Consider the following 18,612-nt stretch of genomic DNA (forward strand, 5'->3'; position numbering starts at 1 on the left):
TGCTGGTGGTGGCGCTGGCGGGCTGGCTGCTGCTGCTTCCACGGGTGCTGCGGCACTGGCGCCTCCCGGCGGTCGGTGCCGGTTTCCTGGTCTGTGTGGCGACCCAGGGCGTCGTCGTCCTCGCCGGCACGTCGGCGCCGCCCGGGCGGGTGGGATGGATCTGCGTGCCGGGGCTGGCGGTGTTCGTCCTCGGGCTGGTCCTCTACGGTTTCGTGCTCGCCCGGTTCGAGCTGGGCCAGCTTCGCCGCGGGGCGGGTGACCAGTGGGTGGCCGGTGGGGCGCTGGCGATCTCCGCGCTGGCCGGCGCGACCCTGGTGACGGCGACGTCGTCGTCGGGAGTGCTGGGCTGGTGGCCCGGCCTGCACGAGGCGGTGCGCTCGGCGGATCTGATCGTGCTCGGGCTGGCGCTGGCCTGGTATGCGGTGCTGGCCGCTTCCGAGCTGCGCTGGCCGCGGCCGGTCTACGACGCGCGCCGCTGGTCGACGGTGTTCCCGCTGGGCATGACCGCCCTCGCCTGCATGACCACCGCCTCCGCTACCGGCGTGGGCTGGTTACGGCCGTTGGGCGAGGTGCTGGTGTGGCCGGCTCTCGCAGCGTGGATCGCGGTGGCGGCCGGCGCCGCCCGCCGGATGACGCCACCGGCCCGACGTTGCTGATCACAGCCCCCGCGCAGCGCGAGCGATGCTTCCCGGTGCGGTAGCGGCACCCGCGCCGCCCTGCGCGACGAGGCCGGACGGGGCGATCAGACGTTGACGGTGTCCCCGTCGTACGCGAGGGAGTCCACGGGGTCCACCGGCCAGGCCTCGAGCCCGGGCTCGGCGAGGACCTCCGGGGGAAACGCCGGCGGCACCGGCTCGCTGCTGCTGCCATCGAAGTTGATGACGGCGACGGACGGGCTGCCGTGGATCCACCCCCAGCCCTCCCACAGCGCGAAGAAGCACCCCTGGTCGGGCGCGGTGTGCCGGGCCAGCACGCCGCACAGGATGCGCAGCGCGTCCGGTTGGAGAGTGCCCACCTCCGGCTCCGCGCCCGGCCAGAGCATCGTCTTGGTCAGCGCGGTGCCGGTGCGCGTCCGGACCTGTGTCTCGACGACCCCGGCGATCGCGTGCCCACTGCATCAGCGCGTGCGGTCGCCGGCCCGTCGCCTCACACACCTCCGCCCAGCGCGCCGCCGGACGGTCGTGGTCGGGGTCGTCGGGCACCGGGTGCAGGATCCGCGCGTACGCGGCGTACCCGCGGGGAGCGACCGACCCCACCGAGCCACCGAACGGCCCGAGCCGAGGCGCGATCCAGTCGGCCACGGTCACATCGGTCACCGGCTCCGGCGCGCTCTGGCCATGGCGATCATCATGGCCGCTGCCGCCCCGTTGTCCAGGTGGGTGGCAAGCGGGTCCGCGGGTGGCGCTGACCGCTCCCTAGGCCGTGCCGTCCGGACCGCCGTTAGGTACCGCTCACCTACCTGTCAACTCTTGCACATCTGTTCAGGTCTTTGATTACATCCGTGGATCACGGAAGCGGGCCGGCAGGGTGGGAGATCACATGAGACCGATGGGCCGGCAGCTGCGCCCACCATCCGGGGTGTCCCGACGTTCGGTGCTCCGCGGGGCGCTGGCCGTGACGGCCCTTCCGGCCCTGGCCGCGTGTGCCCCGGCCGCCCCGGCACCGGACACCGCGGCGCTCACCGTGACCGACCTGGCCGGACAGACGCTCACGCTGGACGGCCCCGCGCGCCGGGTCGTGACGATCCCGCTGCCCGCCGCCTCGATGGTCGTCGCGGTCCACGGCGGCCCCGACGTCCTGGTCGGGATGAACGCCGCGTCGCTCGCCGCCATGCGCAGCAGCTACCTCGGTGCGGTCCACCCGCAACTTCTCGCGCTGCCGAGCGACGTGGCGGGCAGCGACTTCGCCCCCAGCATCGAGAGCATCCTGCGGCTCTCGCCGGACGTGGTGATCCAGTGGGGCAACCGGAGCAGCGGCATCATCGAGCCGCTGCGCAACGCCGGGCTGCGGGTCGCCCAGCTGACCTACGGCACCCAGGAGGACCTCGAGGGTGCCGCCCTGCTGTACGGCCGGTTGCTCGGCAGGCAGGACCGGGCCGAGCGGATGGTCACCGGCATGCGGGAACGGCTGCGGGCGGTGCGCACGCAGACGCCCGGCCTCGCTGCCGCCCGGCCGAAGGTGCTCTACCTGCGCACGGCCGAACGCAGCCTCACCGTGGGCGGCGGGGCGTCCTACAACCACTTCGTCATCGACCTGGCCGGAGGGGTGAACCCCGCCGCGGACATCCCGGCCGAGCAGGCCGAGGTGGACCTCGAGCGGATCCTGGCCTGGGATCCCGACATCATCCTGGTCGGCACGTTCGACGCCGCCACCCCGGCGACCCTCTACGCGAACCCCGCGCTGGCCGGTGTCCGCGCGGTGCGCGAGCGGCGCGTCTACAAGGTCCCGGTGGGCGGGTACCGGTGGGATCCGCCGAGCCAGGAGTCGCCACTGATGTGGCGCTGGCTCGCCGGCCTGGTGCACGGGACCGGGGCGCCGGGCCTGCGCGCCGAGGTCGTCGCCGAGTACGAGTTCCTCTACGGCCGCGGGCCGACCGAGGCTCAGCTCGACACGATCCTGCAGACCGTGCCCAACGCCGGATCGGCCGGGTATGCGAACTTCGGTCGGTGAGCCGGCGACCGCCGCCGACGCGACGGGCTCCCGGCGGAGCTGGGCGCTGGTCGTGCTGCCGGTCGGCGTCGTCGTGGTGGCCGTCGCGGCGCTGGCGGTCGGGCGCTACACGGTGCCGTTCGACCGGGTGCTCGCGATCCTGCTCGGGCAGTTGCTGCCGCTGCCGCCGACCTGGACCGGCACCGAGGCCACCACGGTCCTGCAGGTCCGATTGCCCCGGGTGCTGCTCAGCATGGTCGTGGGCGCGGGCCTCGCCGTGTGCGGCGCCGTCCTGCAGGCGGTCTTCCGCAACCCCATCGTGAGCCCGCAGATCCTCGGGGTCTCCTCCGGTGCGTCGTTCGGCGGGGCGCTCGCGATCATCCTGGGGCTGGGCTACGCCGCGCTGGTCACCGGCGCGTTCGCGTTCGGCCTGCTCGCGCTGGTCGCGGTGTACCTGGTGAGCCGGGTGGGCGGGACGGCGCCGCCGCTGATGATCGTGCTGTCCGGCATCGTCGTCGGCGCCTTCTTCACCGCGCTGGTGTCGTTGCTGACCTATCTGGCCGACCCCTACGACGAACTGCAGTCGATCGTGTTCTGGCTGCTGGGCAGCCTGGCCACCGCCACCTACGCCAAGGTCGCCGTCGCCGGGGTGCCCGCCGTGGCCGGGGTGGTGCTCATCCTGGCGCTGCGGTGGCGGATCAACGTGCTGTCCCTCGGCGACGAGGACGCCGCGACGCTCGGGCTCCGCCCAGGGCCGACACGCTGGCTGCTGCTGACCACCGTGGCCGCCGTCGTCGCCGGGGCCGTCGCGGTCAGCGGCGTGATCGGCTGGGTCGGGCTGGTGGTGCCGCACCTGGCCCGGCTGTGGGTCGGGCCCGACCACCGGGTGCTGCTGCCGGTGACGGTGCTGATCGGCGCCGCCTACCTCACCGTGATCGACACGCTGACCCGCACCATCGGGGCCGCCGAGATCCCCCTCGGGGTGCTCACCGCGGTGATCGGGGCGCCGGTCTTCCTGCTTCTGCTGCGCCGCAGCCGCCGCCGGATGTGGGCCGATGCTTGAGCTCGAGGACCTCGGATTCGCCCACCCCGGCGGCGACTGGCTGTTCCGCGGGGTCCGGCACCGCCTGCGCGCCGGGGAGATCACGACGGTGCTCGGCCCGAACGGGCGGGGCAAGACCACACTGCTGCGCTGCATCGTCGGGCTGACCGCTCCCACCCGGGGCCGGGTGCGCAGCCACGGGCCGATCGGGTTCGTCCCGCAGAGCCACCAGACGACGTTCGCCTTCCGCGTCCTCGACATGGTGCTGATGGGACGGGCCCGGCACCTGAGGCCCTTCGCCTCGCCCGGGCGCCACGATCGGCGGATCGCGCTGGCCGCCCTCGACCGGGTCGGGCTCATCCATCTCGCCGAACGCGACTACCCCACCCTCAGCGGCGGCGAGCGCCAGCTCGTTCTCATCGCCCGGGCGATCGCCGCCGACGGTCGGGTACTGGTGCTGGACGAACCGGCCTCGGCGCTGGACCTGCGCAACCAGGGCCGGGTGCTGCACCTGCTCCGCGGCCTCGCCGACGACGGGATGGCGGTCCTGCTGACCACCCACCATCCCGACCACGCCGTGGAGATCGCCGACACCGCGATGCTGATGTTCTCCGCGGACGACGTGCGCGTCGGGCCCGCGCCCGACCTGCTCACCGAGGACGCGGTGGGGGCGCTGTACGGGGTGCGGGCCCGCACCCTCGCCTTCGACGACGGCGGCCTCGCCCGCACGGTGATCGTCACCCGGCACGAGCCGCCGGAGCCCGGATCGTCCAACCGCCCCGTCCCCGGAAGTCGGCCCCCGGTCGACACCGGCGGCGCCCGACACAGATGAGGACCGCCATGTCCCCGCTGCCCCCGCTTTCTCAGGTCGCGTGCACCGTCCGGCCGTGGGCGCAGTTCCCCCTGGACCGTGCCCTGCGCGGCATCCGCGCCGCGGGATTCGACGCGGTCGCGCTGCCCGTGCACGGGGTCACCGAGGTGATCACGCCCGACACCCCCGCGGCTGCGGCGGCCGAGGTGGGCGATCAGATCGCCGGCCACGGCCTGACGCTGTCGGTGCTGAGCCACTCCGCGGCCCTGGACCGCTCCGACGCCGAGGCGCTCGCCGCGCTGCGTCGCCAGATCGAGCACTGCGCCCGGCTCGGCGTGCCGGTGCTGGTCGACATGAGCTGTACGGAACCGGCCGCCTACGAGCGCTACCTGCGGCTGATGCGGGCCGGCGCCCCGCACGCCGCCGAGCACGGCGTGACGATCGCGGTGAAGCCCCACGGTGGTCTCACCCGCACGGCCGCGGACCTGCTCGCCGTGGTGCACCGGGTGGACCACGAGGCGTACCGGATCTGCTGGGACCCGGGCAACCTCGTGCACTACGGCGGCGAGCCGTCCGCCCGGGGACTGGCCGAGGTGGCCCCGTGGATCGTCGCGGTCGGGGCCCGGGACCATCCGGGCCGCGGCGTCGGCCGTGGCGCGACGACGGGCGCGATGCCGCCGGCGATCACCCCGGGCGACGGGATCGTCGACTTCACCGGGCTGTACCGGACGTTGCGCGAGCACGGCTTCGCCGGCCCCAGCGCGGTGGAGAGCGTGACCCGGCTCGGCACCGTGGAGGCCCTCGACTCCGAAGCGGCCCGGGCACGGGAGGTCCTGTGCGCAGCCGCCGAGGGCCGGCCCGCCCCGCAGCGGCCGGCGAGCCGCTTCGCCCGGCGATCCTGCTCCCGGATCGCGCGCGCGGGCGACGAGGAGCTCGTCGGGACGGCGAGGTACTTCGACCGGTTCCTGCTCGTCGAGCTCCCGCTGCCCTGGCCGCCCGGGATGGGGACCCCGGTCTGGGAGACCGAGCGGGTACCGGAGCCGCTGCGGGCCGCGCTGCGCGCCGCGACCCGGCGGACCCAGGACCTCGGGTACGAGATGAAGACCATGGCGCTGGCCCCGGACGAGGAGTACTCCCGCCCGGGCCACACCCGGGTCCTGCGGTTCGACCGCCCGCCCGGGCCCACGGCCGGGCTGACCCGCTCCGAGTACCACGTCCCCGACGGCGACGCGCCGGCGCTGATCGACGCCCTGTTCGCCCCGGGACCCGCGCCGCTGGAGCGGTTCGCCGGCGCCCGGGTCGACGAGGTGGTGCGGGACCTGATCGTGTGCACCCACGCCTCGGTCGATGCGTGCTGCGGCACGTTCGGCTACCCCCTCTACCGGCAGCTGCGGGCCCGGCACGGGTCCGGCGGCCCGGTCCGGGTGTGGCGGGTGAGCAGCTTCGGCGGACACCGGTTCGCCCCCAGCGTGATCGACCTGCCCGAGGGCCGGTACTGGGGCAACGTGTCCGTCGAGCGGATGGATGCCCTGGTCGATCGCACCGGGCCGGTGGAGGACGTCCTGGACATGTACCGCGGCTGGGGCTGCCTGCGGCATCGGCCCGAGCAGGTCCTGGAAAAGGAGCTGTTCCGCCGGGAGGGATGGAGCTGGGTCGGACGCCGGTTCGATCTGGACACCCTCGACGTGGACGGCCCACGCATCCGGTTCCGGGCGACGGCACAGGGCCTCGACGGCTCCGAGCGGTACGAGGCGGTGGTGGCCCACACCGGCACCCTCCCGGTGCTGATCGGCTGCGACGGCACCGCCGGTCAGGTCGAGCGCTATGCCCTCGAAGTCCTCGAACGCGCCGGCCGCCGGGTGACCGTGTGAGCCGCGACGAGGACGGGATCGCGGCGCCCGACGGCTGGGCCCGCCTGGCCCGGACCACCGCCCGGGGCGGGGCGCCCGCCCACGCACGCCGTGACGATCACCGGTGCAGCCGGCGCCGCACCGTGCGGCCCGCTTCGCGCGCCTGCCTCCGGACGGTTCTCGCCGACCGGTCCAGCTCACGCACCGGCCCCTTCCTGCGCCATCGGCGGACCTGCTTGCGCACGCCCTTCCTGACCTCGCGCGGCCGCGGCAGGAGCAGTCCGAGGCCCACTCGGTACAAGCGGAGCGCAGCCAGACCCAGTAGCAGGCCCACGGGCAGAAGCAGGACCGTCACGGAAAGGACGAGCGCGAGGAGGAGAAGGATCGTGGCGACGAACCAGATCAGCACGGCCCCGAGGACCCGGAGCGCCCTCATCTCGGGCTCCGCGGAAAGCCGACGATCCCCCGCGACCCGGGTCGCCACATGGTCGGCCTCCTCGTCCGCACCGGCCGACCGTCGCAGCGCCCTGGCGACTGGGGGCCGACCGGTTCGGACAGGGAATAACCGCTGCTCGCAGGTTCCAATCCAGGCGAAACGTCTCCCTGTGCGCACCGGGCGGTCCGAGCCGAACCGACCGGCCCGATGGCTGCGATCAGCCGCCGCTCGAGTCCGATAACGAGACCTGTGGCAGCAGCGAGCGGCGACGGCCGGCTGGCGTCTCACGCGTGATACAGTCCCGTCATGGACGAGGTCACGATCCGCGATCTCCGCAACCATGGCGGGGAGGTGATGGACCGGGTCGAGCATGGTGAGACATTGACCGTGACCCGCTCCGGGGTGCCGGTCGGGGAGCTGCGGCCGCTGCCACGTCCTCGGATCACGGCGAGCACGCTGCTGGCGCGGTGGCGCTCGGTTCCGGCGGTGGATGCACAGGCCTTTCGCGCAGACGTGGACGCGGCGCTGGACCCGTCGCTGTGACCGCTCCGGTGGCGGGACTCCTGGACACCAGCACGGTGATCAACCTCCCGCGCCTGACCGATGCGAGGGCACTGCCCGACGTGCCACTGATCTCGACCATCACCCTCGCGGAGCTGTCGGTGGGCCCACTGGTGGCCACCTCGGAACGGGAGCGCGCCAACCGGCAGGCGGTCCTGCAGCAGGCCGAGGCGGACTTCGACCCGCTGCCCTTCGACGCCGCGGCGGCGCGGGCATTCGGGAGGGTGGCCGCCGCGCTGGGACGGAGCGGGCGCAAGCCCCAGGCGCGCGCGTACGACGCGATGATCGCCGCGGTAGCGCTCGCCCGCGGCTTGCCCGTGCACACCAGCAACCCGGATGACTTTGCGGGCATCGACGGGCTGACGGTCGTCCCCGTCCCCGTTCCTGAGTGATCCGTTCGACCGGCGCTGCTGCCGTTCACGACGCAGCTCTCGGAACTGCACGTGGCAGCGCCCGATGAGGACGGTCGGGGAATCCGCAGCCGGCTCTTCTTCGGGGATGGGTGAGGCCGGCGCTCGGCAGCGGTTCGTCCCCGACGGGAGCGATGCGGCGTTCGGCAAACGCCCGCGAGACTGACGCCGGCCAGACGGCTTCCCCGTGCTGAGGGCCGCGAGGGAAGCTTCGCCGCCAGGGCGCTACGACGGGGCCCGACGACGATCACATGCAGGGCATTGGTTCCGTCTTCGATCGTCGCGCGTCCGCAGCCCGCTGCACCGCCTCGCAGCCCGTCAACGCGGCGGCCTTCGTCTCGTAGGCCTCACCGGACGCGACGACCTGACCGTTGCCGGCCTTCGGCCGAAGCCGCCCGGCCGGACGAACGGGCAGATGAGGGGCCTGCAGCGGCCGAGCCCGCCATGTCGGTGGTGATGGGCATGAAGGCGCCCGAGACGTTTTGGCTGCCGGGTCACGGATACCCGAGCCGATCCCGCGGTCCACGACTGGAGGTGTGATGGCGAACGGCTCGTCCACCATGACCGGCCGGGCCGCCGGGCGTTCCGGGGGGATCGCGGTTCCGGCGACCGTCCTCGGGGCGGGTCTGGGCGGCTTCGTCGACGGGATCCTGCTGCACCAGCTCCTGCAGTGGCACCACATGTTCTCCAGCGTCGACCCGCCGGACACCGTGCCGAGCCTGCAGATGAACACCGTGGGGGACGGGCTGTTCCACACCGTCACCTGGCTGTGCGTGTTGATCGGGCTCGGCCTGCTCTACGCCCGGGTCACCTCTTCCCGCGGGCGCCTCTGGAGCTCGCGGGCGTTGTGGGGCTGGGTCCTCGTCGGCTGGGGCCTGTTCAACCTCGTCGAGGGGATCATCTGCCACCACGTCTTCGGCATCCACCACGTGCGCCACGGCCCCAACCAGCTGTGGTGGGATCTGGGGTTCCTGGCCCTGGGCGCGGTCCTCGTCGTCGGCGGATGGCTGCTGCAGCGCAGCGGGAGACCGGTCGACCTCTGCGCGGAGCGGGTCGCCTCGCCCTCACCGCGATGACCGTCGCCCACGTCGCGCACGGTCACGGCGACGGGACCGCCGCGCTGGCCCCATCGCTCGTGCTCGTCGTTCTCGCCGCGGGCTACGTGGTTCTGGCCGCCCGGCGACGAGACGACGGGCGCGGCTGGAGCTCCTGGCGCACCGCGAGCTTCCTCTCCGGCTGCACCCTGCTGGCCCTCGCCTCGGCCCTGCACCTGCTGCCGGATCTCGCTGAGGATTTCCGCGGACACGTGCTCCAGCATCTGCTCATCGGGATGCTCGGCCCGCTCGCCCTGGTCCTCGCCGCCCCGATCACGCTGGTGTTGCGGTCGGTCCCGCCGCGCGGTGGCAGGTTCATCGGGCGCGTGCTGCGCAGCCGCGCCGTCCACCTCGTCGCCAACCCCGTGGCGGCCGCGGTCCTCAGCCTCGGGGGCCTGGCGGTGCTGTACCTCACCCCGCTCTATGCCGCCACCATCGGCAGCTCGGTGCTGCACCACCTGGTGCACCTGCACTTCCTCGCCGCCGGCTGTCTGTTCGCCTGGGTGATCGCCGGCCCCGATCCGGCGCCGCGGCGGCCATCCGTGCCTGCCCGCCTCGTGGTGCTCGGCGTGGCCATCGCCGTGCACGCCACCTTGTCCCAGCTCATGTACGCCGGAGCATTCGTCCAGATCCCGGTGCCCCCGGACCAACGGCGCGGGGGCGCTGCACTGATGTACTACGGCGGGGACATCGCGGAGCTCCTCCTGGCTTTCGCGCTGGTCGCGACCTGGCGGCGCCGACCCGGGCGGTCTCCCACAGCAGGGTCCACCGTGCCGGCTGCTCCTCCCCCTGATGTATCTCCGGCACGCCGGTTCACTGAGAACTGACTGACACCCGGCACGTGTCGGTTCGCGGTCAGGTCGAGCAGCATGACCACCGCTGACCGGCGGCACCTGCGCGGGGCGCATCCGTCCCACAGCACAGGGCGGGCCGACCCCGCTGAGCCCGCGGGGCTGACGACGCGGCGGCGGCGCGCGGGCAAGCTGGTCGGGCGGGGGACACAACGGCGACCGGCGCGACGGCGCAGTGTTGCGTCCACGGTCGTCACCCGATCCTTCTGCGACGCCGAGTGTCGCCGCCAGGGGCCGGGGTGGAGGCCGTACCGGGAGGGGCGGATGTGGGTGGCGCTCGCTGTGCCGCAGGTGATCGGAACGATCGCGCTCGTCCTGCAGCAGGTCGAGGCGTGGCTCGACCGGGCGCAGCTCGACGTTCCCGTGCGCGCGGCACACCCTCCGGCGGAGGAGCCGCCGGGCAGCCGAGCCACAGCCCCGGAGGCCCGCGTCGACCGGCCGCCTGCGGGCGTCGACCCTGCATCGGCCCGCGCGTGGCGCGATCGCTGTGGCGCACGGGTCGCTGAGCCTGTCATTGGAGCGTGAGATCGTGGCTGCTGGCGGTGTGTCGGTCGAGACCGCAGGGCGTCGCCCGCGGATCGTGGTGGTGGGCACGGGTTTCGCGGGCTACTACTGCCTGCGCACCCTGGAGAGCCGGCTGCCGCCGGACGCGGCGGAGCTCGTGGCGGTGAATCCGGCCGACCACATGCTGTACGTGCCGCTGCTCCCCGAAGTCGCGGCCGCGATCCTGGAGCCGCGTCACGTTGCCGTTCCGCTGCGAACCCGGCTACCGCGGACCCGGGTCGTGCTCGGCAACGCCGCGGCGGTCGATCTCCAGGCGCGGACGTACACCGTGCTCGACATCGAGAAACGGCCGCGGACGTTGCCGTGGGACCGGTTGGTGTTCGCGTGCGGTGCGGTCACCCGGCTGCTGTCCGTCCCCGGCGTCGCCGACCATGCCAAGGGCTTCAAGTCGATCGCGGAGGCCGTCTACTTGCGCGACCACGTGCTGCGGCAGCTGGAGCTGGCCGAGCAGGCCGACGATCCGGCGGAAAGGGCGGCGCGGACCACATTCGTCGTCGTGGGCGCCGGCTACACCGGGACCGAGGTCGTCGGGCAGGGGGTGTTGCTCACCCGGGAAGGGCTGCGCCATTTCCCCCGGCTGCGGCCTGACGAGGTGCGGTGGATGCTGCTCGATCTCGCCCCTCGGGTGCTCCCGGGCCTCAACCCGGCCCTGTCCGGGCCGGCGTTGCGGGTTCTGCGCCGCCGGGGCGTGGAGGTGCGGCTGCAGACCACGGTCACCGAGGTCACGCCTACCTGCGCCCGCCTCAGCGACGGCACGGAGATCCCGACCAGGACGGTCGTCTGGTGCGTGGGTGTGCGCCCCGACCCACTCGTGGAGGCTGTCGGTCTGCCGACCCGGGAGGGGCGCGTCGCCGTCGACGAGCATCTCGCGGTGCCCGGCCACGCCGGTGTGTACGCCGCGGGCGACGTGGCCGCCGTGCCCGATCCGGGCCGACCCGGGGAGATCACCACCATGACCGCCCAGCACGCCCAGCGCCAGGGCCGGCTGGCCGGGAACAACATCGCCGCCTCCCTGGGCCACGGGCAGTCCCGGCCCTACCAGTACGAGGACCGAGGGTTCGTGGTCGACCTCGGTGGCTTCCAGGCCGTCGCCGACCCGTTCCACGTTCCTGTCACCGGTGTGGTCGCGAAGGCCATCACCCGCGGCTACCACCTGGTGGCGCTGCCGGCCGGGCGGTCCCGCGTCGCTATGGACTGGTTGGTGGATGTGTGGGCTGAGCGCCCGCTCGTCCAGTTCGGCCTGGTCTCCGAGACCGCCGTCCGGCTCGGCGATGCGGATCGGATCGCCTGACGGCCGGGAGTCGGGACATGCCGAGGCCCGCCCGACCCTGTGGGGAGACAGCACGCTGGGGATGGAGGAGGGGCAGGACGACCGTCGCTACGTGCGCCGCCCGGATGCTTCGCGGAACGCGCGCACCTCGGGGCGGATGCGGGTGACCGCGGCGGTCGACCTGCCCGTACTCGTGTGTCCTCTGCCTGTCCGGTACCTCTACGGGTGCAGGACGACCTTGGTGTAGCCGTCGACCCGCTTGTCGAACTTCTCGTAGGCCATCGGTGCCTGGTCGAGGGGGAGTTCGTGGGAGACGACGAAGCTCGGCGTCGCCCTGCCCTCGATGATGAGGTCACGGAGCTGCCTGTTGTACCGTTTCACGTTGCACTGCCCCGTGCCCATGCGGTGCCCCCTCTCGAACATCCTCCCGATGGAGACGAGGAGCATGCCGCGCTTGGCGTTCTCGTCGGGGGCGCCCGGATCGGCGGGGACGTACAGGCCCGGCACCCCGTGGGCGCCGGTCGCCCGCACGGTGTCGATGAGCGAGTTCAGCACGACGGCGGGTTCCTCGCGACTCTCGCGCCCCGCCTGCGCCTGGTACCCGACGGCATCCACGCCCTTGTCCGCGCCCTCGCCGCCCGTCTGGTCGTTGATCTGTTCGACGGGGTTGCGCTCGGTGAAGTCGATCGGGATCGCGCCGATCTCCTCGGCCTTCTGCAGGCGCTCGGGGATGCGGTCGACCACGAAGACCTTCGAGGCGCCGCGCAGCAGGGCGGAGTAGGCCGCCATGAGACCGACCGGACCGGCGCCGTAGACGGCAACGCTCTCGCCCGGGGACACCTGGGCGAGCTCGCAGCCGTGGTACCCGGTCGGGAAGATGTCGGCCAGCAGCACGAAGTCGAGCTCGTGCTCGTTCCCCGAGGGCAGTTTCAGGCAGTTGAAGTCCGCGAAGGGCACACGCAGGCGCTCGGCCTGACCACCGGGGTACGGTCCCATCGCGACGTAACCGTACGCGCCACCGGCGAAGCCGGGGTTCACCGTCAAGCAGAAGCCCGTGTAGCCCGCCACGCAGTTCTTGCAGAACCCGCAGGCCACGTTGAAAGGCATCACCACGCGGTCGCCGGCGTTGATCGAGACGACGCCGTCGCCGACCTGCTCGACGATCCCCATGTTCTCGTGCCCGAAAACGATCCCGGGCTCGGCCGCCGTGCGGCCTTCGTACATGTGCAGATCGGACCCGCAGATGGCGGTGGACGTGATCCGCACGATGACATCGTTCGGGTGCTGCAGCTGCGGGTCGGGGACCTCTTCCACAGCGACCTTGAACGGCTCCTTGTACACCACTGCTTTCACTGCGACTGCCTCCGATCGGTGATCAATTCTCTGAGGTGCGGCAGAAACGACGGCGTTGGCCAGCAGCAGCCGTCGGTAAGGTGAGTGGGGCATGGCCGCACCGACCGTTCGAGCCGCCGGAGGAGGACGTAACGTGGCACAGCGCCTTGGGACCTTGCTCGTCCCCGTGCCCGGGCTGTCCGGAACCACCTACCCTGCCGGGACCCAGGTGGTCGTCCGAGGTCAGGGGGCGACGGTCGATGCGTTCGTCAACGGTGACTGGCTGCCCTTGGCATGGTGGGAGTACGCCCCCGTCCGGAACACCACTCCCGAGCCCGGATCGGCCACGTGATCTGTTGCGCCGGTCGTCCTCTGCGCGGGTGTCCGGGCTGCTCACGGGGATCGCGGTGACCAGCCTCGAGGCGGTCGCGTGCACATCGACCTCCAACCTCGCGTCAGCGGAAGGCGGCGCGGTCACGACCGACGCGACGAGCCCGCTGCCGACTGTCTGAGTCCCGCGCGCTCGTCGGGGACACCCTGCATCGTGGTCGCGCGAGGGGAACCAGGCCTGGCCCTACGGGGGTGAAGACGGGTGGCTGATCCTGGCTCGCGGGGTCGAAGGTGGGTGCGGCCGTGGTGGCGAGCGTGGCGGTCCCGCGGGGATCTCGAGGACAAGCAGAGTGACGGCGATGGCGATGACCGCATCGCTGAACGCGACGACCTCGGGAGGGTCGCGTGGTCCAACCGCTGTTCAATCCGGACGACCGGTGTCGGCCGCGGAGATTGGTGCGGCCCACGCGAACCGCCACCACCGACGGCGACAGCCCCCTCCTCTCAGGAGGGAGCTGTCGCCGTTCCAGGCTCGCCACCGCCGCGGGCGGCGGCGCCCGGTTACCGGACTCCGCCTACAGCGCCGCGGAAGGCGGTGGCGAGATCGTCGATCAGCACAGCGCCGCTGGGCGTGGCACCGAGGGTCCACGCGAAGCCGTGCAACATGCCGTCGTAGCGCTTCGCGGTGACATCGACGCCCGCGGCGCGCAGGTTGGCGGCGTACGCCTCGCCCTCGTCACGCAGGGGGTCGAACTCGGCGGTGGCGACGAAGGCCGGGGGCAGGCCGACGAGGTCGTCGGCGCGGGCCGGGCACGCGAACACGTCCTTGCCGAGGTCCTGCGCACCGAGGTAGTGGGCCCAGAACCACACCATGGAGCCCTTGGTGAGCAGGTACCCCTCGCCGTTCTGCTCGTAGGACCGGGTTGTGAAATCGAAGTTCGTCACCGGGTAGATCAGCAGCTGCGCGGCGAGGCGCGGGCCCTGCCGGTCGCGGGCGGCGAGCGCGACGGCGGCGGCGAGGTTCCCTCCGGCGCTGTCACCGCAGGTCGCGACGCGCGCGGGGTCACCGCCCAGCTCAGCGGCGTGCTCGGCGACCCACTCGGTCGCGGCGTAGCAGTCGTCGAAGGCCGCCGGGTAGACGTGCTCGGGTGCGAGCCGGTAGTCGACCGAGACGACGACCGCGCCGGTCCGGTTGGCGATCCGGCGGACCGGGTTGTCGCAGACGTCGAGGTCGCCGATCACCCAGCCGCCGCCGTGGAAGTACATGATCACGGGCTTCGGGCCGTCGCCATCGGGGGTGTAGATGCGGACGGGGATGTCGCCCGCGGGCCCGGGGACCGTCCGGTCCTCGGTGGCGATCTCCTCGGGCTCGCCCTGCAGGTCGATGAAGCCCTTGGCGGCCTCGCGCGCCTGTGGAACGGTCGTGTGCTCGAACGGCGGCAGGCCGGCCGCGTCGAGCGCGGCGAGCAGCTGCTGGGCCTCCGGGTGAAGTGGCATGGCGTTTCCGATCTCCTCAGCCGATCACTGCGCGCGCGGTCTTGACCGGGAAGCGACTGGCCGGACGCGTCCCGGTCACCGACGACTTCCCGTACTTGGCCATCCCGAACCCGTCGTAGCCGTGTGCCGCGACCTCCTCGCAGATCTTCCGGTAGTTCCCGACGCCGCCGACGTACGGGTAGAGGTTGCGCGGCTTCCCCGGGATGTTCGCGCCGACCCACCACGAGTTCGCCATCGGCAGCAGCGTCGCCTGGGTCACCGCATTGTGGTGCTCGACCCAGTCGTCCTCGGCCTCGGGCAGCGGCTCGATCTTGTCGAGCTTGTGCTCGTGCATGTACTTGATGCAGTCGGCGATCCAGTCGGCGTGCTGCTCGATGGAGACCGGCATGTTGCTCAGCACCGACGGGCTCTGCGGTCCGGTGATCATGAACATGTTCGGGAAGCCGTGGGTCGCGACGCCGAGGTAGGTCCGCGGCCCCTGGTCCCACTTCTCCTGCAGGGTGACGCCGCCCCGTCCGGAGATGCCCATCTTGAAGAGCGTGCCGGTCATGGCGTCGAACCCGGTCGCGAACACGATGGCGTCGACCTCGTACTCCCCGTCCCTCGTCCGCACACCCGTCGGGGTGATCTCCTCGATCGGTGAGCGCCGCACGTCGACCAGCGTCACGTTGTCCCGGTTGAACGTCTCGTAGTAGCCGTTCTCGAGGGGCGGCCGCTTCGTGAAGAAGGGGTGGTCCTTCGGCGCGAGGAGTTCGGCGACCTCCGGGTCGCGCACCCGCGCGCGGATCTGGTCGCGGACGAACTCGGAGGCCGTCTCGTTGGCCTGCGGGTCGATCAGGAGGTCGTTGAAGGTCAGGCCGATGCGGAAGCCGCCCTGCGCCCACGCCGTCTCGTAGATGCGCTGTCGCTCCTCCTCCGACACGGAGAGCGCGGCGCGGTCCGGAGCGTCGTAGGGGAAGCCGAAGCTCGTCTCCCGCGTCCGCTGCCAGATGTCCTTGTACTTGGCCTTGGTCTCGCGCACGTACTCCTCGGTCAGCGGCCCGTTGCCCCCTGCGATGTCGTAGTTCGGGGTGCGCTGCAGCACGTACACGTGGGCCGCCTGCTCGGCGATCTCCGGGATGGCCTGGACCGCGGTGGCCCCGGTGCCGATCACCGCGACGCGCTTGCCGGTGAAGTCGACTCCTTCGTGGGGCCAGAGCGCGGTGTGGTACTGCTCGCCCCGGAAGCTGTCACGCCCCTCGAAGTTGGGCGTGTTGACCGCGGACAGGCAGCCGACGGCCGTGATGAGGAACTTCGCCGTGACCCAGCCGCCGTCGTCGGTGCTGATCACCCAACGGTTGGTCGCCTCGTCGTAGTCCGCGGCGGTGACCCGGGTGCCGAACCGGATGTCGCGCCGGAGGTCGAACCGGTCGGCGACGTGCTGCAGGTACCGCAGGATCTCCGGCTGGGCGGCGAAGCGCTCGCTCCAGTTCCACTCCTGGAGCAGGTCCTCGGACAAGCGGTCGGAGAAGCTGTAGAAGTAGCTCTCCGAATCGCACCGCGCGCCGGGGTAGCGGTTCCAGTACCAGGTGCCGCCGACGTCGTCCGCCGCTTCGAAGACCCGCACCGAGAGTCCGAGCGCGTCGCGCAGGCGATGGAGCATGTACAGCCCCGAGAACCCGGCCCCCACGAGGACCGCGTCGAACTCGGTGCCCGGTTCGGCGCCGGTGGCTGCAGGGTTCTGCTGCGCGCTGGACATGCCTCTCCTTCCGGTTGGCTCTCCTGGTCGCGTACTACCTGCGGCAGGGTCTGCCGGCAGGGGAAGACGTGGTCCGCTCCGGCGGAGCGTGCTGTTCCAGGCAGGTTCTCAACGGCACTCCACTGATCGTCGAGGTCAGCTGCGTCGAGTCACGGCCATCGGGTGAGTGACCGGTCCCGCCGGGTGGTGTGGCGGAGTGTGATCTAGGACACGACCGAGTGTCAAGGCCGCACCTGCCCACCGGTCCGGCCCGCGGCTGCCCGCCGGCGGGTGGCGATGGTGTCCGGGCAACCGTCCTCACCGACGGGAACGCGATGATCGGACCCACGGCGGACGCACCGGTGGGGTGAGGGTCCCGGCGCAGATCCGGCGGGCAGCGGGGATCGAGGCCGGGGTGCCGCTGGGGTGTACGTGGAGGCCGGGCGCGCGGTGAGCGAAACCCGCGAGCAGCTCGCCGACCGCATCCGCCGGGACGTCACGGCGGCCGGGACCGGCGAAGGGTCGGTCGTGACCGAGCTGATCGCCGGGCGCCGCGCGCGGAAGCAGCCCGCGAGGACCAGCGGTGACCGCCGTTCTGGACGCCGCCACGGTGCCGGCCTGGCTGCGCGACGAAGCCGACGCGGTCACCGCCACGAAGCTGGGCGTGCACCCGCGCGGCCGGTCCGCCCCTGGCTGTCGATGCTGCCTGGCGCCGGCCGCCGGCCTGGCGCTGACCACGGTCACCGCGGACAACGCCTGGGTCGACCTCGACTTCGGCATCGCGGTGCGGATCATTCGCTGACCGCCCGGGCTCGCCGGGGCCCGCGGCCGGCCCGGGCGGGTAGGCCCCTTCGGGGCGTGGGTCGGCGCGTTCCACCGATCAGTCCAGATCACCCGGTTCTGATCGGTCAGCTGCTCCTGGGCTGCGTTATCGGCGCGGGCCAGCTCATCGTCGGCCCCAGGGCCTGGCATGGACGGCGGCGTCACGCATCGTCGTCGTCCTCATCGTCGCCGTAGAGCGCGTCGAGCACCCGCTGTACATCGAGCGGCTGGGCTGTGAACGGCTCGACCTGCCCTCCGGGCTCAACGCCGGTGCTTCGAGCTGGCATCTGCATCACATCGACCATCTCTTCTCCCCCTACAAGTCAGTAAATCTATAGTTATCACTATAGATAACTCGAGGGTTGAAGTCAGGTCGACAGCACGCCCTGGACGCATCGTCGTCTGTGTCGATCACGGAGAGGACGGTGCCGAGCGTCGCGGTGGGCGCACCGGCCGAACGGGTGCCGGTGAGGAAGGCGGTGGCGCGCGTGCGGCTGATCACCGTGGGCAGGTGCGGCGTGTCGCGTTCGAGGTCGGACTCGAGCAGGTGGGCGCCGGGCACGTCGTGGCCGAACCAGGCTGGGATCCGCGGCGGCGGCTCCCGCACGCAGGACGCCGGAGCGGTTGTCTCAGAACGCCGCCTCGTCGATGTGGTGGGCCACGTTTCTCGATGAGGACGGTGGTCTTCGCGTCGAAGCGCTCGTCGTCGGCGCTCATCGCGACCAGTTCCATGCACAGCACGTCGGCCACCTGATGCTCCTCATAGGACTCCGGCACGTCGTCCTCGACCTCGACGTCCACCGTGGCGGACCGGGCCGAGCGGTCGCAGATCGGGTCCGAGGCCAGGCCCAGGGTGTCGGTGCACCCCGCGTACACGGCCAATCCGCATCGGACATCGCGGAGCGGGGGCCGCCGCACCCGCTATGGCGGCGGCACCCTGCGCCACACCGCCCGCTCCGAGGATGGGACGGGGGTCCATCTGACGGTGTGGGTTCCGGGTGTCAGGAGTGTGGTGGCGAAGCGGAGGGCGACGGTCCCATCGGGGCCGGCTACGTGGGTTCCAAGGTCGATTCCGGCGGGTTCGAGGCTCACTTTCACCAGGGTTCCGGGCGTGAAATTGTGGCCGGTAGCGGTTTGTTCCTGCCCGAGTTCTATGACCGCTGTTCCGACCGTCCCGAAGTGCTGCCCGGTCGCGGTGGTCGTCGGGGTTGCGGGTGCCGGCCCGGCCGACGGTGGTGCGGTGGCCGAAGGGGGCACGGAGGCCGCGGGCGCAGCCGACGGTGACGCGGCCGGGGGTGTCGGGCCGGGGCATGGTGCGCCGGGTTCGGTAGCGGGTGTCGGGGCAGGTGAGGGGCAGGCGCTTGCCGGGCTGGGTG

General features: G+C 72.3%; 21 protein-coding genes and 2 pseudogenes. 14 read left to right on the plus strand and 9 right to left on the minus strand.

Annotated features, from left to right (window positions below):
• The coding region (locus HF519_RS23775; RefSeq protein ID WP_169415220.1) for an SLAC1 family transporter at positions 1 to 656 on the plus strand (656 nt) is incomplete at its 5' end.
• 86 nt (positions 657 to 742) lie between these two features.
• On the opposite strand, the gene HF519_RS23780 is transcribed toward HF519_RS23775, so the two are convergent.
• Positions 743 to 1,015 carry a hypothetical protein gene (locus tag HF519_RS23780; protein WP_169415221.1) on the minus strand — a complete coding sequence of 91 codons (273 nt, stop codon included), beginning with the start codon at positions 1,013 to 1,015 and terminating at the stop codon, positions 743 to 745.
• 524 nt (positions 1,016 to 1,539) lie between these two features.
• On the opposite strand from HF519_RS23780, the gene HF519_RS23785 reads away from it, so the two are divergent.
• The 4 genes from HF519_RS23785 to HF519_RS23800 are packed head-to-tail and all read left to right on the plus strand — an operon-like array spanning position 1,540 to position 6,373.
• Positions 1,540 to 2,670 carry an ABC transporter substrate-binding protein gene (locus HF519_RS23785; RefSeq protein ID WP_169415222.1) on the plus strand — a complete coding sequence of 377 codons (1,131 nt, stop codon included), beginning with the start codon at positions 1,540 to 1,542 and terminating at the stop codon, positions 2,668 to 2,670.
• A complete protein-coding gene (locus tag HF519_RS23790; RefSeq protein ID WP_169415223.1) occupies positions 2,651 to 3,712 on the plus strand; it encodes a FecCD family ABC transporter permease in 1,062 nt (353 codons plus the stop codon). Before HF519_RS23785 ends, HF519_RS23790 begins: the two co-directional genes overlap by 20 nt.
• Positions 3,705 to 4,523: an ABC transporter ATP-binding protein gene (locus HF519_RS23795; protein WP_169415224.1), complete on the plus strand. Its 819-nt coding sequence runs from the start codon at positions 3,705 to 3,707 to the stop codon at positions 4,521 to 4,523. Before HF519_RS23790 ends, HF519_RS23795 begins: the two co-directional genes overlap by 8 nt.
• 8 nt (positions 4,524 to 4,531) lie before the next feature.
• The gene (locus HF519_RS23800; RefSeq protein ID WP_169415225.1) at positions 4,532 to 6,373 is read left to right on the plus strand and encodes a TIM barrel protein; all 1,842 of its coding nucleotides are present in this window, start codon (positions 4,532 to 4,534) and stop codon (positions 6,371 to 6,373) included.
• Positions 6,374 to 6,470: 97 nt separating this feature from the next.
• Here the strand turns inward: HF519_RS23800 and HF519_RS23805 are convergent, their stop codons facing one another.
• Positions 6,471 to 6,761, minus strand: coding sequence for a hypothetical protein (locus HF519_RS23805; RefSeq protein ID WP_169415226.1), 291 nt, complete (start codon positions 6,759 to 6,761; stop codon positions 6,471 to 6,473).
• Between the two features lie 333 nt (positions 6,762 to 7,094).
• Between HF519_RS23805 and HF519_RS23810 the strand changes: the two genes are divergently transcribed.
• Positions 7,095 to 7,331 carry a type II toxin-antitoxin system Phd/YefM family antitoxin gene (locus tag HF519_RS23810; RefSeq protein WP_211170485.1) on the plus strand — a complete coding sequence of 79 codons (237 nt, stop codon included), beginning with the start codon at positions 7,095 to 7,097 and terminating at the stop codon, positions 7,329 to 7,331.
• Positions 7,328 to 7,741 (plus strand): type II toxin-antitoxin system VapC family toxin, encoded by a 414-nt coding sequence (locus tag HF519_RS23815; protein ID WP_169415227.1) that lies wholly within the window; start codon positions 7,328 to 7,330, stop codon positions 7,739 to 7,741. Before HF519_RS23810 ends, HF519_RS23815 begins: the two co-directional genes overlap by 4 nt.
• A 265-nt stretch (positions 7,742 to 8,006) precedes the next feature.
• Here HF519_RS23815 and HF519_RS23820 read toward each other — a convergent pair whose 3' ends face one another.
• A complete protein-coding gene (locus HF519_RS23820) occupies positions 8,007 to 8,321 on the minus strand; it encodes a YegP family protein (RefSeq protein ID WP_169415228.1) in 315 nt (104 codons plus the stop codon).
• On the opposite strand from HF519_RS23820, the gene HF519_RS23825 reads away from it, so the two are divergent.
• The 3 genes from HF519_RS23825 (at position 8,299) to HF519_RS23835 (ending at position 11,559) form a co-directional block, all read left to right on the plus strand.
• Positions 8,299 to 8,835: a DUF2243 domain-containing protein gene (locus tag HF519_RS23825; RefSeq protein WP_246245026.1), complete on the plus strand. Its 537-nt coding sequence runs from the start codon at positions 8,299 to 8,301 to the stop codon at positions 8,833 to 8,835. The two genes, HF519_RS23820 and HF519_RS23825, sit on opposite strands and share 23 nt — an antisense overlap.
• A complete protein-coding gene (locus HF519_RS23830; RefSeq protein WP_169415229.1) occupies positions 8,832 to 9,680 on the plus strand; it encodes a cytochrome c oxidase assembly protein in 849 nt (282 codons plus the stop codon). Before HF519_RS23825 ends, HF519_RS23830 begins: the two co-directional genes overlap by 4 nt.
• 553 nt (positions 9,681 to 10,233) lie before the next feature.
• A complete protein-coding gene (locus tag HF519_RS23835; RefSeq protein WP_312860309.1) occupies positions 10,234 to 11,559 on the plus strand; it encodes an NAD(P)/FAD-dependent oxidoreductase in 1,326 nt (441 codons plus the stop codon).
• Between the two features lie 198 nt (positions 11,560 to 11,757).
• On the opposite strand, the gene HF519_RS23840 is transcribed toward HF519_RS23835, so the two are convergent.
• Complete coding sequence (locus HF519_RS23840) at positions 11,758 to 12,891, minus strand: glutathione-independent formaldehyde dehydrogenase (RefSeq protein ID WP_169415230.1); 1,134 nt, start codon at positions 12,889 to 12,891, stop codon at positions 11,758 to 11,760.
• A 133-nt stretch (positions 12,892 to 13,024) separates the two neighbouring features.
• On the opposite strand from HF519_RS23840, the gene HF519_RS23845 reads away from it, so the two are divergent.
• Positions 13,025 to 13,222: a hypothetical protein gene (locus HF519_RS23845; protein WP_211170488.1), complete on the plus strand. Its 198-nt coding sequence runs from the start codon at positions 13,025 to 13,027 to the stop codon at positions 13,220 to 13,222.
• Between the two features lie 28 nt (positions 13,223 to 13,250).
• Positions 13,251 to 13,382 (plus strand): hypothetical protein, encoded by a 132-nt coding sequence (locus HF519_RS32535; protein WP_256438547.1) that lies wholly within the window; start codon positions 13,251 to 13,253, stop codon positions 13,380 to 13,382.
• A gap of 62 nt (positions 13,383 to 13,444) precedes the next feature.
• On the opposite strand, the pseudogene HF519_RS33365 reads toward HF519_RS32535, so the two are convergent.
• The 3 genes and pseudogenes from HF519_RS33365 to HF519_RS23860 form a co-directional block, all read right to left on the minus strand.
• Positions 13,445 to 13,585 (minus strand): annotated as a pseudogene (locus HF519_RS33365) (TMEM175 family protein); the annotation flags it as partial.
• Positions 13,586 to 13,761: 176 nt separating this feature from the next.
• Positions 13,762 to 14,697 (minus strand): LipP1 family hormone-sensitive lipase, encoded by a 936-nt coding sequence (gene lipP1, locus HF519_RS23855; RefSeq protein ID WP_169415232.1) that lies wholly within the window; start codon positions 14,695 to 14,697, stop codon positions 13,762 to 13,764.
• 16 nt (positions 14,698 to 14,713) lie between these two features.
• A complete protein-coding gene (locus HF519_RS23860) occupies positions 14,714 to 16,435 on the minus strand; it encodes a flavin-containing monooxygenase (protein ID WP_169415233.1) in 1,722 nt (573 codons plus the stop codon).
• 562 nt (positions 16,436 to 16,997) lie between these two features.
• On the opposite strand from HF519_RS23860, the gene HF519_RS23865 reads away from it, so the two are divergent.
• On the plus strand, positions 16,998 to 17,216 hold the full coding sequence (locus HF519_RS23865) for a PIN domain-containing protein (protein WP_169415234.1): 219 nt from the start codon (positions 16,998 to 17,000) through the stop codon (positions 17,214 to 17,216).
• Between the two features lie 181 nt (positions 17,217 to 17,397).
• Here HF519_RS23865 and HF519_RS23870 read toward each other — a convergent pair whose 3' ends face one another.
• Positions 17,398 to 17,541 (minus strand): hypothetical protein, encoded by a 144-nt coding sequence (locus HF519_RS23870; RefSeq protein WP_169415235.1) that lies wholly within the window; start codon positions 17,539 to 17,541, stop codon positions 17,398 to 17,400.
• A 193-nt stretch (positions 17,542 to 17,734) separates the two neighbouring features.
• Positions 17,735 to 18,112 carry a hypothetical protein gene (locus tag HF519_RS30590; protein ID WP_211170489.1) on the minus strand — a complete coding sequence of 126 codons (378 nt, stop codon included), beginning with the start codon at positions 18,110 to 18,112 and terminating at the stop codon, positions 17,735 to 17,737.
• Positions 18,113 to 18,389: 277 nt separating this feature from the next.
• Here HF519_RS30590 and HF519_RS30595 point away from each other — a divergent pair.
• A pseudogene (locus HF519_RS30595) lies at positions 18,390 to 18,612 on the plus strand (hypothetical protein); the annotation flags it as partial.

It is taken from the genome of Pseudonocardia bannensis (assembly GCF_012911875.1).
GTDB lineage: Bacteria > Actinomycetota > Actinomycetes > Mycobacteriales > Pseudonocardiaceae > Pseudonocardia > Pseudonocardia bannensis.